Annotated in this window: 17 protein-coding genes; all 17 read right to left on the bottom strand. The window is 67.4% G+C overall.

Annotated elements, in window-relative coordinates; translation table 11 throughout:
* Positions 1 to 36 precede the first annotated feature (36 nt).
* The gene (locus ACFQPG_RS03215; RefSeq protein WP_380810238.1) at positions 37 to 885 is read right to left on the bottom strand and encodes an oxygenase MpaB family protein; all 849 of its coding nucleotides are present in this window, start codon (positions 883 to 885) and stop codon (positions 37 to 39) included.
* The gene (locus ACFQPG_RS03210; protein WP_380810236.1) at positions 885 to 1,289 is read right to left on the bottom strand and encodes a hypothetical protein; all 405 of its coding nucleotides are present in this window, start codon (positions 1,287 to 1,289) and stop codon (positions 885 to 887) included. The genes ACFQPG_RS03215 and ACFQPG_RS03210 overlap by 1 nt, the downstream gene beginning before the upstream one ends.
* A 19-nt stretch (positions 1,290 to 1,308) precedes the next feature.
* Positions 1,309 to 2,499: a 23S rRNA (adenine(2503)-C(2))-methyltransferase RlmN gene (gene rlmN / locus ACFQPG_RS03205; RefSeq protein ID WP_380810235.1), complete on the bottom strand. Its 1,191-nt coding sequence runs from the start codon at positions 2,497 to 2,499 to the stop codon at positions 1,309 to 1,311.
* Positions 2,500 to 2,553: 54 nt separating this feature from the next.
* Positions 2,554 to 3,018 (bottom strand): hypothetical protein, encoded by a 465-nt coding sequence (locus tag ACFQPG_RS03200; RefSeq protein WP_380810233.1) that lies wholly within the window; start codon positions 3,016 to 3,018, stop codon positions 2,554 to 2,556.
* A gap of 23 nt (positions 3,019 to 3,041) precedes the next feature.
* Positions 3,042 to 3,584 carry a prepilin peptidase gene (locus tag ACFQPG_RS03195; protein ID WP_380810231.1) on the bottom strand — a complete coding sequence of 181 codons (543 nt, stop codon included), beginning with the start codon at positions 3,582 to 3,584 and terminating at the stop codon, positions 3,042 to 3,044.
* Positions 3,581 to 4,363, bottom strand: coding sequence for a tetratricopeptide repeat protein (locus tag ACFQPG_RS03190; protein ID WP_380810229.1), 783 nt, complete (start codon positions 4,361 to 4,363; stop codon positions 3,581 to 3,583). The genes ACFQPG_RS03195 and ACFQPG_RS03190 overlap by 4 nt, the downstream gene beginning before the upstream one ends.
* Positions 4,360 to 5,328, bottom strand: coding sequence for a LytR C-terminal domain-containing protein (locus ACFQPG_RS03185; RefSeq protein WP_380810227.1), 969 nt, complete (start codon positions 5,326 to 5,328; stop codon positions 4,360 to 4,362). The genes ACFQPG_RS03190 and ACFQPG_RS03185 overlap by 4 nt, the downstream gene beginning before the upstream one ends.
* Positions 5,325 to 6,305 carry a type II secretion system F family protein gene (locus tag ACFQPG_RS03180; RefSeq protein WP_380810225.1) on the bottom strand — a complete coding sequence of 327 codons (981 nt, stop codon included), beginning with the start codon at positions 6,303 to 6,305 and terminating at the stop codon, positions 5,325 to 5,327. Before ACFQPG_RS03180 ends, ACFQPG_RS03185 begins: the two co-directional genes overlap by 4 nt.
* 4 nt (positions 6,306 to 6,309) lie before the next feature.
* Positions 6,310 to 7,311 (bottom strand): type II secretion system F family protein, encoded by a 1,002-nt coding sequence (locus ACFQPG_RS03175; RefSeq protein WP_380810223.1) that lies wholly within the window; start codon positions 7,309 to 7,311, stop codon positions 6,310 to 6,312.
* Complete coding sequence (locus ACFQPG_RS03170; protein ID WP_380811689.1) at positions 7,311 to 8,618, bottom strand: CpaF family protein; 1,308 nt, start codon at positions 8,616 to 8,618, stop codon at positions 7,311 to 7,313. The genes ACFQPG_RS03175 and ACFQPG_RS03170 overlap by 1 nt, the downstream gene beginning before the upstream one ends.
* Positions 8,619 to 8,699: 81 nt before the next feature.
* The gene (locus tag ACFQPG_RS03165) at positions 8,700 to 9,902 is read right to left on the bottom strand and encodes a CpaE family protein (RefSeq protein ID WP_380810221.1); all 1,203 of its coding nucleotides are present in this window, start codon (positions 9,900 to 9,902) and stop codon (positions 8,700 to 8,702) included.
* Between the two features lie 9 nt (positions 9,903 to 9,911).
* Positions 9,912 to 10,523 carry a TadE/TadG family type IV pilus assembly protein gene (locus ACFQPG_RS03160; protein WP_380810220.1) on the bottom strand — a complete coding sequence of 204 codons (612 nt, stop codon included), beginning with the start codon at positions 10,521 to 10,523 and terminating at the stop codon, positions 9,912 to 9,914.
* On the bottom strand, positions 10,520 to 11,029 hold the full coding sequence (locus ACFQPG_RS03155) for a TadE/TadG family type IV pilus assembly protein (protein ID WP_380810218.1): 510 nt from the start codon (positions 11,027 to 11,029) through the stop codon (positions 10,520 to 10,522). The genes ACFQPG_RS03160 and ACFQPG_RS03155 overlap by 4 nt, the downstream gene beginning before the upstream one ends.
* Positions 11,029 to 12,594 carry a TadE/TadG family type IV pilus assembly protein gene (locus tag ACFQPG_RS03150; RefSeq protein ID WP_380810217.1) on the bottom strand — a complete coding sequence of 522 codons (1,566 nt, stop codon included), beginning with the start codon at positions 12,592 to 12,594 and terminating at the stop codon, positions 11,029 to 11,031. The genes ACFQPG_RS03155 and ACFQPG_RS03150 overlap by 1 nt, the downstream gene beginning before the upstream one ends.
* Positions 12,595 to 12,605: 11 nt before the next feature.
* Complete coding sequence (locus ACFQPG_RS03145; protein WP_380810215.1) at positions 12,606 to 12,905, bottom strand: hypothetical protein; 300 nt, start codon at positions 12,903 to 12,905, stop codon at positions 12,606 to 12,608.
* Positions 12,895 to 14,412 carry a type II and III secretion system protein family protein gene (locus ACFQPG_RS03140; protein ID WP_380810213.1) on the bottom strand — a complete coding sequence of 506 codons (1,518 nt, stop codon included), beginning with the start codon at positions 14,410 to 14,412 and terminating at the stop codon, positions 12,895 to 12,897. Before ACFQPG_RS03140 ends, ACFQPG_RS03145 begins: the two co-directional genes overlap by 11 nt.
* Positions 14,405 to 15,337, bottom strand: coding sequence for a Flp pilus assembly protein CpaB (cpaB, locus tag ACFQPG_RS03135; protein ID WP_380810211.1), 933 nt, complete (start codon positions 15,335 to 15,337; stop codon positions 14,405 to 14,407). The genes ACFQPG_RS03140 and cpaB overlap by 8 nt, the downstream gene beginning before the upstream one ends.
* Positions 15,338 to 15,566 lie beyond the last annotated feature (229 nt).

Genomic DNA, 15,566 nt, shown 5'->3' with positions numbered 1-15,566 from the left:
GGCGAATGCAGGCGGACTCAAGGCCTTCGCTCCAAGTCAGCTCCGGAACGCCCAGCGGATGGTCCGGGCCAGGCCGGTGGTCGCCGCACCAACGGCTTGGGCGCCAACCCCTGAACTGCGCAGCCCATGCATCCGCCGCGCCCATGACGGCAGGAGGTCCACTGCCGAGCGCATCAGCAGGGTCTGGACGGGTAGCACGGCCAAGGTTGGCGGCGGTTGGCGGAGAATGACGTTGCGCACGGTGCGGGTCCGCTCGTCGCCGCGCAGTTGCGAGGGGAACTGGCCGAGCAGCGCCGCCGCGTCCGCGGCGGTGACCGGCACCGGTTCGGCTCCCAGCATCCGAGCGGCCGGCGCGACATCGCGCCAGTAAGCGTCCCGGTCGACGCTGCTCATCTCCGGCTCGCCGAAGCGGATCCATGAATCCAGAAACATCAGACCACCGGCCAGATGCACCCAGGACAGGAGCATGGGGTCGTTGGCGTCGTAAGGGGTTTCGTCGGGGAGGACCCCGTTCACATGATCGTGGATGCCGCGCACACGGGCAATCGCCGCCTCGGCCGCTTCGCGCTCGCCAAAGGTTGTGACCGCGATGAAGCGGGCCGTGTTGCGCAGTCGGCCATGCATGTTGCGGCGGAAATCGCTGTGGTCCCACACCCCGGCCAATGCTGCCGGGTGCAGCATCTGCAGCAGCAGCGCCGCAATGCCGCCGACCATCATGGAAGCGACGTCACCGTGCACCCGCCACGCCACCGAGCCGCGCGGGATCAGTGCATCATCACTGGGCACGACCGGCCGCTCGCCCTTGCTCTGGTCGTTGAAGAAGCTTCGCACCCCGCCGACGATCTGGCGCCGCAGGAGTTCGGCTGGAGGAGCAAGGGTGGCCATCAGGCCCCGTCCCGCCACAACTCGGCGCTTCGCCCGGGGCCGGTTGCCCGAAGCCTGTTCCCAACACCCATGAGAACGACCTCGGCTCCGTCAAAGGGAGCAAGCTCTGGCCCGTTACGCCAAGGGCCGCAGCGGTCGCTGGCGAAGCCGCTCTCATATCGCCAGAGATGAAATCGGCCCCCTTCGATATGATGGAGCACGCCGCCCGAAATCGTACAGCCGCTTTGCGCGGCGAACGTGCCGATCTGCTGGTCGATGGTGACGGTCAAGCGGGCCGATCGCCATACGCCGGACAGGTCGCCCTGGTCGTGCCGGGCAAGATCGCCGGGCAGACCCGGCTCGCTCTTCCAGGACGGACCCGCGCAGCCAGCGAGCAGTAGGGTGAGGGCGAGGACGACGCGCATGCCCCCGTTCAACGCCGGACTAGGCGGCGCGCTCCGCCGGCTCTTCCGACTTGCGCCGCTTTTCCGCTGCCGTCTTCAGCTGGCCGCAGGCCGCATCGATGTCCCGCCCGCGCGGTGTGCGGACCGGGGCGGAGATGCCGCCTTCGAAGATGATGTTGCTGAACGAGCGGATGCGCTCGGGAGCCGAACATTCGTAGGGGGCGCCCGGCCACGGATTGAACGGGATTAGGTTGACCTTGGCCGGCAGGCGGTAGTGGCGGATCAGGCGCACCAGCTCGCGGGCATGCTCGTCGCTGTCGTTCTTGTCCTTGAGCATGACATACTCGAAGGTGATCCGCCGCGCGTTGTTGGCACCAGGATAGTCGGCGCAGGCCTGCAACAGCTCCTCTATCCCGTACTTGCGGTTCAACGGCACGATCTCGTCGCGGATCTCCTTGGTGACCGCGTGCAGCGACACCGCCAGATTGACCCCGATCTCCTCGCCGCAGCGTTCCATCATCGGCACCACGCCGGAGGTGGACAGGGTGATCCGCCGCTTCGACAGCCCCAGCCCGTCGCCATCCATGACGATCTTGAGCGCGTCGCGGACATTGTCGAAATTGTAGAGCGGCTCGCCCATGCCCATCATCACGATGTTGGTCAGCATCCGGCCTTCCGGCTGGCTCGGCCACTCGCCTAGCGAATCGCGGGCCAGCATCACCTGGCCGACAATCTCATGCGGTTCCAGGTTGCGGACCAGGCGCATCGTCCCGGTATGGCAAAAGCGGCAGTTAAGGGTGCAGCCGACCTGGCTCGACACGCACAAGGTGCCGCGGTCCGCGTCGGGAATGAACACCATCTCGAAGTCGTGACCATCGTGGGTCTTGAGCAGCCACTTGCGGGTGCCGTCCGACGACACCTGTGCTTCGACCACGTCCGGGCGCGTCAGGACAAAGCGCTCGGCCAGCCAGGGCTGCTGTGCCTTGGCGATGTCCGTCATCTGCGCGAAGTCGCTCGCCCCGCGATTGTAGATCCAGTGCCAGATCTGCTTGGCCCGCAGCTTCGCCTGCTTCGGCTCCAGCCCCGCATCGGTGAGGGCCGCGCGCATCTGCTCGCGCGTCAGGCCGATCAGTTCGGTGCGGCCGTCGGTACGCTGCGGCTGGGCCGCGCGCGGAACGGGCACGGGATCGATCGGGCCTGGAATGGCCATCAGGGTGGTGTCGGCGCTCATGGGTTGGCGTCCATGTAGCGACGATTGTGGCTTTTTTCTATCCCCCGACCGCTTCTACATCCCGGGCGCGCAGGCCGCCGCCGCCGCATCGATCGCGGTGGGAGCGCCCGGCAGCAGGTAGCGGTCGGAAAATCCGCGGCCAGCAGAATCGCGCACCCTCACCCGCATGTCGGTGGCTCGGCGCACCGCCGTCATGATCGCCGCTTCCTGGTCCGGCCCTCGGCTCCAGGCATGGTTGCCACGAGTCGCGAGCAGGAATGTCTGGTCGGCGACGCTCAGGAGGGCTTTCGCGCCGGGGCGCGCCGGACGGCTGAGCACAAGATACAGCTGCCCGCGACGCGCTGCGGAACGGTCGAAGCTGAAGGTTGCGCGCGCCTGCTCGCGGCCCTTGCGAGCCAGGATCTCCGAACGCGAGAGAGCCTCACAGCTGCGCCCGGAGTTCCGCTCCACCGCGGCCCAGCTGCCGCTCGCCGCGAGCACGCGCGCGGATGCGGGCACCGCCGCGGCCGCGAGAGCCATGGCGCAAAGAACGGCACAAGCATTCATCGGGCTTTCGGCACAGCGCTCCAGTTGGTCAGCGGGTCGGCGGTCGTCGCCGCCGCCTGGGCCACCATTACCGCCAGCGCCGCCCCCGCGGCAATCGCGATCCCATAAGGTATGCCGCCCTTGGGCCGGAGCACCAGCACGCGCTCCTTGGCGCCCTCGCTCCAGCTCACCATCCGGATCGCCAGGATGAACAGGGCCAGCAGCCCGCCGGCCAACGCCACTGAAACCAGCAACAGGAGGGCGCCTTCAAGGTCGAACCACAGGCCGGTCGCGGCGAACAGCTTGATGTCGCCGCCGCCCATTCGGCCGCTGCTGAACAGCCACGTCCCAACGGCCAGGACCGCCGCGAGCACCAGCAGATTCTCCCACAAGGACAACCGGAACCCCACGGCCCACATCGCACCGATGCCCAGCAGCAGGACGGCAAGGGAGATCAGGTTGGAAATGCGCAGCCGAACCGCATCCTCCGCAGCTGCCAGGGCGAGCAGGGCAAGCAGCGCGAAGGTCATCCACTGGGGCGCAAGGACGGCAAGGTTCAAGGCTGCTTCTCCACCGCCGCCAGATTGTTGGCGGCGCGGGCGAACCAGCGGTCGCTGGCTTCCACCGCCTGGGCAAAGGCCGCCACCGCACGGGCGCGATCGCCCTGGCGCGCCGCGGCGACGCCGGCGTCGTTGAGGCGCGCGGCCCATGCCGTCGAGCTTTCGCCCGCCCGCCGCGCCGGAAGCGAGTCGGCGACCGCCGAGCGCGCGAGATCGAGGTTGGCCGCGATTCGCAGATTGCCCGGGTCGAGGCTGGCGGCCCGCTCGAGCGGCTCAACCGCTCCGTTCCAGTCGCCGCGCAGCAGCCGCGACCAACCCAGATTGTTGAGCAGCCGGGCCTCGGACGGAGCCAGTTCCAGCGCTCTGGCGTAGGCGCGGTCGGCGGTGGCCCAGTCGGACTGCCGGTCCGCGGCGACAGCGCGCGCATTCCACCCATGCCAGCCGACCGTCGCGGCGCAGGCGGGCCGGTCCAGCAAGGCCATTGCCTGCTCCGCGTCGCCAGCGCGGAAGGCAGCGATCCCCCCGCGCTCGGCCAGGCCGCAGTCGTTCGGAGCACGGGTGAGCAGCACGCGATAGGCCCCGGCAGCGACGGCCCAATCGCCACTGGTGAACGCAAGGTCGGCCAGCAGGCGGTCGACCTCGGGCCCGCTCTGCCCGGCGGCGACGGCCCGGGCGATCATGGTCCGGGCTTGCTCGGTGCGGCCGGCGGCAAGCGCATGCGCTGCCTCATCGAGCGGTGCCCCTGCAAGCGCCGCGGCAAGCGCAATCGCCGCAATCATGAAGTGGCGGGCACCCGCAACGCCTTGGCAGCGTCGCGGCCGAGCATCACCACAACCGGGCCATCGGCCGAAGGGCGCTGGCGCAGCGCGAAGCCGAACTGCCGCTGCAGCCGCACCGCGTCCGCCCGCCGGGCGGCGGGGTAGGCGATGACCGACTGGGCTTCGACCTGCGACGCATTCCCGATCGCGATCTGCTTCCAACCGCGGCCTTCCAGCGTGGTCCGCGTCCGCGCGGCGAGCCCGGCGACACGGGCGGCGTTGAGCAAGGTCAGCCGCGCTGCGGCCGGCTCGTCGCGCCGTTGCGTGTTGCGGGCTGTCCACACCGGCTTGCCGGTGGTCACCAGCGCCACCTCGCCGAGCGACAAGCGCTGCAGCCTGGCCTTGGTTGCCGGTTGCGGTTGAGCAGGAGCAAGGGCGACCGTCACGCTTGCCGCCGGGGCGCCCGATCCAACCACCGGTACCGGCCTCTCGGCGACCGCCGTTTCGGCGGCCTCGGCCTCGGCCTCGGCAAGCTCGAGCGTTGCCGCATGGCCTGCGGCAAGCCGCTGCTTCATTTCCATCCGGACACTCTCGGCCTCGCCCCTGCGACCTTGGAGGTCGAGCGACAAGGCGAGGTTGCGGTACAGCCGCGCATCGCCCGGCGCGAGCGCCAGCGCCTGCTCGTAATGCGACCGCGACAGATCGAACCGCCCCATCTTGTCGTAGCAAGCGGCAAGACCGTTCAACGCGTCAACGCTGGCCCGGTCATCGCGGAGCGCGCGCCGGAAAGCTTCCAGCGCCAACGCCATGTTGCCCAGCCTGAAATGGCCGCGCGCCTCGGCAATCCGTTCGGGCACCGGCCGCTCCCCGGCGGCAATGCCCGACGACACCGATCGAATGTTCAGCTCGGCATTGCTGCCGCCACAGCCGGCGACCGCCAGCATGGCGACCGACGCCAGCCCCGCATATCCCCCCTTGAGCATCATCCATTCCCCGCCATGGCCGGAATCAACACCCGGACGACCCGGATCGCAGCCGGAAGCATCAGCACGCCGATCATCACCGGAAGCATGCAGCTCACCAGCGGGATCGACAGCAGCACCGGCAGGCGATGGGCTTTTTCCTCGGCCCGCATCCGCCGCTTGTCCCGCATTTCCGAAGCATAGACCCGCAGGGTCTGCGCGATCGACGAGCCGAGCTTGGTCGACTGGATCAGCAACGTCGCAAAGGCGCGGATCTCGTCCACTTCCGCGCGGTCGGCCATCCGCCGCAGTGCATCCTCGCGGCTTCGCCCGGCCCGCATCTCCAGCACCACCGTTCCGAACTGCTCGGCGATCAGCGGATGCGAACTGGTCATTTCCTGGCCGACGCGGGCGAAGGCGGCTTCAAGGCCAAGCCCGGCCTCCACGCACACCAGCATGAGGTCGAGCGCGTCGGGAAAGCCATTGATGATCTTCTGCTGGCGGCGGTCCGCCTTGGCCCGGACAAACAGGGCCGGGACATAGAGGCCGACCAAGGCAGCGATCAGCCCGCCGAAGTAGATGGTCCCGATCCCCGGCCGTGAACCGCTCAGCCACAGCAGCGACAACAGCAGCACCGGAAGGCCGATCACCAGCCCGAGCCGGATCAGCGTGTAGACCCGGCTGGCATGAGGCGCCGGCCAGCCGGCCGCCGCCAGGCGTTGGCGAAGCGCCTGGTCCTTGGTGTCGGCAAGGTTGAGCCCGCTCTTCTCGATCCGTTCGACCAGCTTCAGCCACGCGCTTTCGGCATAAGCGCTTCGGAGCGAGCCCGGCGACAGGAGGTCCGTGGCCGGTGCCGTCGCCTCGGGCGACAGGCGATCGCGCACCGCGCGGCGCGAACCGACGACGCTTGCGACCGCGAAGCTCACAGTGACCACCGCCATGAACAGCAGGGCCAGCAGGCTCCACCGCGCCATCTCATTATCGGCAAGGATCTCAACCATCGCGTCAGACCTTCAGATCGACCATCCGCCGGATCATCACATATCCGACGGCGTACAGCATGATGAGGAACCCGAACCCGGGAACGAACGCCGGATCGTCGGCGACATCCAGGTAGAAACCCGGGTTGAGCATGAACAGCAGTGCCATCGTGATGACCGGCAGCAGGGTGAGCATCACCGCGCTCATCCGCCCTTCGCTCGACAGGGCGCGCACCTTCATCATCATCGCCGCGCGGTCGCGGATGACCTTGCTGAGGTTTTCCAGGATTTCCGCCAGGTTGCCGCCGGTTTCCTGCTGAACGGCCAGGCTGACCACGAACATGCGCACGTCGTCCATGTCCCAGCGCTCGGCCATGGTATGCAGGGCGTCCTTGAGGTCGGCGCCGTAGGTCACTTCATCGACCACGATCCCGAACTGGCTGCCGATCGGGTCCGGCATCTCCACCGTCAGCAGGTCGAGCGCAGCCGAGACGGGATGCCCCGCGCGAAGGCCGCGGACGAACACGTCCAAGGCAACCGGGAACTGTTCCTGCATCTTCTTGCGGCGCTTGTTGGCCTGGCGCTGCAGGATCATCAGCGGGATGCCGGCGCCCACCGCCACGGCAAAGGTTGAGACCAGCAGCAGTCGGCCGGGCCCGATCGGCGAGCCCAACACCAGCATCGCAACGATGATCAGTGCCAACACCCCTACCGGCGTCAGCGCCAGATAGAGCATCAGCTGGCCGGTCGGGGCGGTGATCCCCGCCGCCATCAGCAGCCGTTCGAACGACACGGCGGGTCCGCGAAGCCAGGACGGGACTGCTTCGCCGACCGCGGTTTCGCGCCGGCGAAGCTTGTTCAGCACCTCGCTCCGAGCGGTCCCGCCGCCGATCATCTGAAGCCGCTGGTTGATCTCCCGTCCTTGCGTCCGCGAGCGGACGAAATTGCCGACGATCGTCTCCACCAGCAGGAGCACCGCGGCGAACACCAGGATCAGGAACAGGGCACGAAGCCAGCCGTCGGACATCAGTCGAACCTCGCATCAGGCCGGAACAGCTCGGGGGAGAGGCTGATGCCATGGGACATCGTCTGCTCCAGGAAGCGCGGGCGAATCCCTGTCGCCTCGAATCTGCCGATCACCGCACCGTCGGCGGAAATGCCGGTCTGCCGGAAGCGGAAGATTTCCTGCATGGTGATTACGTCGCCCTCCATTCCCGTCAGCTCCGAAAGGCTGACGAGGCGGCGTCGGCCATCCGACAGACGGGCCACCTGGATGACGACGTTGATCGCCGAGGAGATTTGCGCGCGCGCGGAGCGGGCCGGGATGTCGATCCCCGACATGCCGATCATCTGCTCGACGCGCGACAGGGCATCGCGCGGCGTGTTGGCGTGGACGGTGGTCATCGACCCATCGTGGCCGGTGTTCATCGCCTGCAGCATGTCGAACGCCTCGCCCGAGCGGACTTCGCCGACGATGATCCGGTCCGGCCGCATGCGCAGCGCGTTCTTGACCAGGTCGCGCTGGGCGATCTCCCCCTTGCCCTCGATGTTCGAAGGCCGCGTTTCCAGTCGCGCGACATGCTCCTGCTGAAGCTGGAGCTCGGCCGAATCCTCAATGGTGACGATCCGCTCGCGATTGTCGATGAAGGCCGACATGGCATTGAGCATGGTCGTCTTGCCCGATCCCGTGCCGCCCGAGATGAGCACGTTGCGGCGTGAGGCGACGACCGCCTTCATCACCTCCGCCACCTGCTCCGGCACCGAGCCGATCTCGACCAGCCGGGTCATGGAGATGGGCACCTTGGCGAACTTGCGGATCGACAGCAGCGATCCGTCGAGCGCAAGTGGCGGGACGACCGCATTGACGCGGCTTCCATCCGCAAGCCGCGCATCGACCAGGGGCGAGCTTTCGTCGACCCGCCGGCCGACCGCCGACACGATCTTCTGGATGATCCGCAGCAAGTGCCGCTCGTCCTTGAAGCGGACGGGCGTGGCCTCCAGCGTGCCGAACTTCTCCACGAACACGTTGGCGTGACCGTTCACCAGGATGTCGGTGATCGTGGCATCCTTGAGCAGCGGCTCCAGCGGCCCGAGGCCCAGCAGCTCGTCGAGCACGTCGTCGACCAGCTGGCGGCGCTCCGAATGATTGAGCGCATGGTTCTGCTTGGCCAGTTCTTCCTGGATGATGTCGCCGACCTCGTGCTGCACCTGTTCGCGCGACATGCCGTCGAGCGCCGACAGGTTGATGAGGTCCAGCAGTCGCTGGTGAAGCTCGACCTTGAGGTCGGTATGCACGTCGCGCTTTGCGAAGGCGCCGGCATCGCCAACGCTCATCAGCCGCCGTTCTTCCAGCGTCGGCGCCGGGGGCCTGTCCTCGGAAAAACTCTGTTCGGGTTTGCGGATCTGCCACATCGCCTAGCGCTCCAGATTGAGGATACTGGCGAGGCCAGCGTCGAGCAGATCGAGGTCGCGGCCAAGCGCGCTCTTGCGCTTCACCGCCTCGATGCCGATCCCGCGATCCACCGCCTCGCACAGCACGTCGGGATCGTTGGCGATCGTGTACGCCGCCTCCCGCCCCAGCGCGGTCCGGACGTCGGCAGGCTTGAGGCCGCCGAAGACCTTCTTCTCGAACCGGTTGATCACCACCCGAAGTTCGACGTCGCCCAGCCCTTGCGAGTTCAGCAGGTCGATCTGGCGCCGTGCGCGGTTGAGGCTGGGGACCGACAGCTCGGTCACCAGCAGCAGCACATCGGCCCGGGCGGCAAGCGACAGCGACCAGTTGGTCCAGTTCGCCGGAAGGTCGACGAACACCGACCCATATTCGCGCTGCGCCCGCTCGACGATCGCGATCACCTGCTCGTTCGACAGCGATTCCAGCGGCAGCATCTCGCGCGGAGCGGCGATGACCTCCAGCCCACTCGGATGGTGCACCGCGACCGAGCGCAGCAGTTCGCCGTCCAGCCGGGCCCCGGCTTCGACCAGGTCGCTCACCGTCATCCGTGGCTTGAGCCCAAGCTGGAACGCCGCATCGCCGAACTGGACGTCGAAGTCGATCAGGCAGGCGTCCCGCCCGGCGCGTTTTTCAAAATGGGCAAAGCGGCAGGCGAGCTGGGTGGCGACGGACGTCGCGCCGGCTCCGCCGCGGCTCTTGGCCACCGCGATCAGCCGCCCAGTTGCCGCATGCACCGCAGTCTGCGCGGCAGCGACCTGCTCGCGCAGCGGAGCGATCGAAGTCTGGAGATCGCTCAGCGACAGCGGCAGCGGGAGGACGTCGTGCGCCCCGCTCCGTAGCAGGGACCGGACCAGCGCGAGCGGCGGTTCGTAGGCTGCAGCGATCACCGGGATCGTCGCTGCCGCGGCCAGCCGCTCGAACCGCTTGACCGATGCGGAGGAGTCCGCGTCGACCTGGATCACTGCCACGGCGGCGGTGGAAATCTCCACCGGGTCGATCCACTCGCTGACCGGCACAAGGCTGAGAGTGATCGGGAGGCCGTCGACGCGGGCTCCGAACAGCTCGTCGGCATCGCCGACTGCGCCGCTCAGATACAGGCTGACCCCGGCCTCGCGCCCCTGCGGCTGCCAGACCCGTTCGGTTTCGTTGGGAGTGATCACGCTCACGGTTTGTCCTTAGTTCGACACGGTGCCCACGCCGTCTTCCATGGTCAGGGAAGAGGCAAAGGACGGAAGGCTGAAGCGGGCCAGCGCAAGGGTGCTCACCGGTCGGAATTGCAAGCCGCTCAGCTTGACGGTGATGATCGGGCTGATGTCCATGCCGGTCGGGTCGCCCGCAAAGCCGAGGCCGGAGCCGCGATATTCCACAGTGACGTTGCTTGCCTGGACGTTGGGTTTGAATGCCGCGATCCGGTCAACGATCTTCTGGAAGGCATCATTGTTGTAGGTGCCCGGGATCCCGCTCGGGCAGCCAGACGGGCACGTGCAGCTCGCGCTGGTGCAGGTTATCGTTCCGATCGCGCTTGCCGGGATGTTGTCTCCCTGCGTCAGGGTCACGCCGCCAACCGTCACACCAACGAAATTCTTGCTCGCCAATCCGCCCGCGGGCACCGTGGTCACCGCGGCGAAGCGCACTCCCATCTGGGTCGCCTTCTCCGCCTGATTCACCTCCCACATCATCCGTCCGCCATCCAGGATCGCGGCGAAGAAGATCAGCAGGACCGGAAGGACCAGCGCGAACTCGGCGGCGGAACCGCCACGGTCGTCGAGGAGCAGTTTGCCGGTCATATTCCGAACACCGCGGCTTGGGAGATCGCGCCCAATTTGATGTTGGCCGCGGGATAGACCATGTCCGCCCACAAGGACTGGTATGGCACCGATGCCGACACCGTGACCTTGCGCGCTCCGCCCGGCAGGCCCGAATAGATGCCGGACGCGTAGACGCCCGCCGGAGTGCCCGACTGGCAGTCGACCGAGACCGTCACTTCAGTGTCGTCCCAGCCGGGAACCCGAGTGGTCCCGCCGGCCAGAACGCCGGTGCGGGTGACCGACTTGATGCGGGTGGCGGCGGCACTGTCGACCCCTCCGCCGGGGCAGGTGTAGGCGGCGACCGGCTCGCGCGTGGCGTAGCGGGCGCCGTCGCGGACGCCCTTCTGCACCACATGCTGGTACCAGAAGTAGTTGCCGAGCTCGACCGAGCCAAACAGGATGATCGTCAGTAGCGGCATGACCAGCGCCATCTCCGCCGCGGAGGAGCCGCGCCGGCAGCGGAGCAGGGAAGTGAGCGCGACCATCAGCGCACCAGGTACGGCACGTCGCGCCGCACCGTCATGTTGACCCCGTTGGACACGGGCGTCGCCTCGCCGATCATCTCAACATAGACGTCCGATGCCGAGGTCCGCTTGCTTGCGCGCCCGATGGAAGGTTCGACCAGGAACACCTCGATCCACTTTTCCGGGCGCACCGTCGCCGAACCGTTGAGCCCCGACGCATCCTTGATGCAATTGACCATTGCGACCGTGATCTTGCGCCGGTCGGCTTGCGACGGACCTGGGGCGGCGCCAACGCCGCATTGCGGGCTGCTGTACGCGTAAGGGCCAGTGCCGGTGCGGCCAAGTTTGCCGGCGGCAACCTCCCACAGGTAGACGTCATACCGGCGGAGCGCGTTCGACCCGGAGGTCGCCGTGGAACTCTTGCCGGCCCAGGTCGCTGCGGCGCTCAGGTTGGCTGCACCCGCCCCGGGATAGTTGACTTCGAAGTACAGCGCGCGGTCCCACTCGCCGTCCCCGACGCGCCCAGCGGTGCAGTTTCCGGAGTCACTGACTGCGTGACAGATGTCGCGTGGGAAGCCCATGTTGGTCGGAGTCGGACCGGAATCCGATTTGGAGACTGGAAGATATTGCTGGCTCGGCTCTTCCCAACCGTCCTTGCCGGTCAGGCCGCAGTTGGGAGCCTTCCCGCCCGGCGTCGTGGAGAAATCGGGATGGACCACGTCCTTGCGGGTGTTGAGCGCCGGACTGCAGCTGGTCCCTGTGCAATAGCCGACCAGCCCGCTTTCGTAGATGTCGAAGCGGGTGTTGATCGCGTCGGTGACGCTGGTCTGAACGCCCGGCTTCACCGTCACGCTGTCGGAATCCTGGCAATCGCCCGGCGGGTTGTTTGCGCCCAGCGCTTCTTCCAGCGCGCTGGCACCGTTGCCAAGGTTCGACTGGAGATAACCGAACACACCCGGTCCCCAGGCGCCGCCGGGGCCGTTGGCAACTAAGCGGATACCCTTGCCGGTCCAGTCGGCGATGTTGAACGCGGTGCTGGTGCCGGTCTCCGCCGGGTTGCACATCATCAGCGGCGGCACCTTGCAGATCGACGAGCCGAGGCCGGCCACCGCATTCGCGCTGATGTCGCCGGAGCTCAGCGCACCGACCACCGGGGTCAGCGCGTAATAGGCCTTGCGCGAGTCCACCGTAACCGAAACGAAGCGCGCCTTGGTGTCGTCGGTCGTCGCCGCGCCGATGCTGTCGGGCTTGCTCGTGTCCTTGATATAGAAGGTGACGTTTGCCGCGGTCACTCCGACGGCCGAGCCGGCAGCGTTGGTGTCGTTGGAGAACCAGGTCTTGTTGGCGACCATGCTCTGCGCGGCAGTCGTCGCGCGGGTAATGGCTCCGGTCTTGCCGTCCAGCTGTGCCGCGGCAGCCAGCGCGGCCTGGTCGGCGGCGCTCTGCAGCTCACTGTCCATGGCGGCCAGGCGGGCATAGTCGAAGGCGATCCCGCCGCTCGCAATGAGCGCGATCAGCGACAGGGCGACGGTCGGGGCGACCGAGCCGCTATTATCCCGAACAAGCCTCCGCCACAGACGTTGCATCGCTCATCCCCTCACCGCGGTCCCGCGTCGCCGCCGCCGCTGCCGCTGCTGGTCGTGTTGACCTCTTTGACGTCCTTCACCTCGCCCTTGCGGTAGCGTTCGGTCGCATCCGCTGCCCGCTCACCGTTGGCGCCCGGCTGAGCCCCGTCGGCCCGGTAGACCGGGTCGGGATTGATCACATGGAGGTTCTTGTTCCAGGCGACCGCTTCGCCCATGCCCGGGTCGATCCAGTCCGTGCGCGGTTCGGGCGTCGAGCAGGCGGCGGTGGTCAGCGCCAGCGCTGCCGCGATCAGGGTGCGATCAAAGGACATGGCCGTAATCCCTTTCCAGGCCGGTCGGAGCCGCGGGCTTCAGCTGAGCGCCCGGCGTGCCCGCCGGAGCGGGCGGCGCGGCGCGGCGGCTGGGGTCGTACACCGGCTGGACCGGCGGAACGGCCTTGTCGGTGCGGCCGAGGAGGAACAGGTCAGCCTCGTCCGGCGGCCTGACCCGGTCGGTTGGCAGCTTCAGCTGCGCCGAATGGACCGGCTTCACCAGCCGCGGAGTGATGACGATCACCAGTTCGGTCTCTTCCCGCTGGAACCCGGTCGAGCGGAACAGCGAACCGATGATCGGCAGCGATCCAAGCACCGGGAACTGGCGCACCGTATCCTGGAAGTCGCGGCGGAGCATGCCGGCCATGGCGAAGCTCTCGCCATCGCGCAGTTCCACCACCGTCTTAGCGCGGCGGGTCTGCAGGCCGGGAATGCGGAAGTTGTTGATCACCACCGCCGCGGATGGATCGATCGAGCTGACTTCGGGTGCCACCACCAGGTTGATCACCCCGTCCGCAAGCACGGTGGGAGTGAAGGCCAGGCTGACCCCGAACGGCTTGAACTCGACCGAAATCGCCAGATTCTCGCCGCTGCTTGCGCTCGCGACCGGAACCGGGAATTCACCCCCGGCCAGGAAGTTGGCCGTTTCACCCGACAGCGCGATCAACGTCGGCTCGGCCAGCGTGGTCACCAGCCCTTTGCGCTCCAGCGCGTCGAGGGTGACGGTGAAATCGCCGCCAAGCGCCCGGAAAGCGCGGGACAGGATCCCGAAGCTGTCGAGCACCGAGCCCAGGGCGATCAGGGGCGGTCCTGGAACCTTGGTCGTAACCCCGCCCGAGTTGATTTCGATCGGCGCTCCCGGAGTAATGCTGGCACCACCGCCGCTGACGCCCTCGAACCGGCCGTCCGGACCGTCCTGGATGCCGACGCCGATCTGCTTCAGCGCGCTTCGCTTCACTTCGGCGAAGCGAACTTCCAGCATCACCTGCTGGGACGATCCCACCGACAGCATGTTAACGACCTTGCCCGGCGCGTAGGTCTCCGCGATCTGCACCGCGCGGTCGGCCGCCGGGCCGCTCGAGACGATTCCTTCCAGCACGATGCTATCGTTGGACATGCGAGCGCCGATCGCATCGCCGGGCATCAGCTCGCCCAGCTGCCGCTTCAGCCCGGTGACATCCGGCCCGACCGCCACGTCCATCACCGCAATCAGCGCGTTGCGCCGGTCGTACAGCGTCAGGCTGGTCATCCCCGTCTTCTTGCCCAGCACGTAGATCGACTGGTCGGTCAGGGGCAGGACATCGGCGATCTCCGGATTGCCGATCAGCGCCTTGGAATAGGGCCGATCGACCCGCACCACCTGGCTCTTGTTGACCGCGACATTCAGCTCGCCGGCATGGACGCCGTCGGTTTCGGAAACGGCGCTGACCTGGGCCAGTGCCGGAGTGAGCGGCAGTCCCGCCGCAAGGACGGCGCCTAGCGCCGCGATCATGGTACGCTTAGCCACCAAAGTCCCCCACTTCGTAGCTGGTGTTGGTGGTGCCCCGGACCACCTGGACATTGTTCGTCACCGGACCCTGCGGCGCCGCGGCAGCAGGTTCACGACGCCGAACGGGTTGCTTGGGCGGGCTCAGCCGGGTCACCCGGACCGGCCGCGGAGCGGAGGCCTGCACCGCCGACTGCCGCGGGTAGCTGCCACCATAGAGACTGTAGCGCAGGTCCTCGAGGCTGACCGTCTCGGCCAGTGAAGCGTCCTGCTGCTCGCCCGGCTTGCGAAGGACCAGGCTGAGCGTTCCGACCTGCTGGCCGAGCGCGAGCTTCTGCGCGTCGACCGGGGTCACCTCCAGCGTCGCGGTCGAGGCCACGGCGGGCTTGCCGTCCTCGCCATCGGCCTTCTGGTCCATCGCGATCACACGGACGTTCTGCAGCAGCACGTCGGTCAGCTGGCGATTGGCCATCCGGTCCGCGCCCGCCTGACGGGTGATCAGCACGTCGACCGAATCGTTCGGCTGGATGAAGCCCGCGACCCCCGACACATCGTTGATCCGAACCGCAGCCGCGCGCTTGCCGTCGGGCAGCAGCGACGCGATCGATGCGCCCTGGCCTTCGCCGGAGATCTTCCCGGCAAGGATCGGCTCGTTGACCGCGATCGGCCGGAGTACGACCCGCCGCTTGCCCGCGGGCAGAAGCGCCTGGATCGACGCATAGCTTCCGGCGGGCATGGCCTCTGCCGAATAGCTGATGAAGCGGATCTTGTCGGGCGTGAGTTCGGCGCCATAGTCGAGCGGCACTGCGGCAACGGCCAGCTTGGGCCCGCCGGTGTCCGCGACTGCGCGGGATTTCGCATCCAAGAAGACGTCGGCCAGGTATACGGCCAACAAGCCGAGGACGACCGCAATCCCCAGGGCAATCATCGTCTGACGTCGAAGCATGGTATTAAGTCCCCCCAGCCCGTCGTTACGCCTCTATAACATCATCAACAGCGGTTCGCACAGGTGCTGATTGTGTTGCCCGACTGCATCATACTGTCCGATACCGAAGCACCCAGGGCCAGCGCTGCCGCCGCAATGGTTGCACCAACAATCGAGAGCATCAGCGAATATTCGGCTGCACTTGCGCCGCTTTGGTCTCGCAGCATCTTTCTCACAGCAGGCATAGTAC

Origin of the sequence: Sphingomonas sp. GCM10030256 (genome assembly GCF_042666415.1) — a bacterium.
Taxonomy (GTDB): Bacteria; Pseudomonadota; Alphaproteobacteria; order Sphingomonadales; family Sphingomonadaceae; genus Sphingomicrobium.
This window is presented reverse-complemented; position numbering and strand designations above follow the sequence as displayed.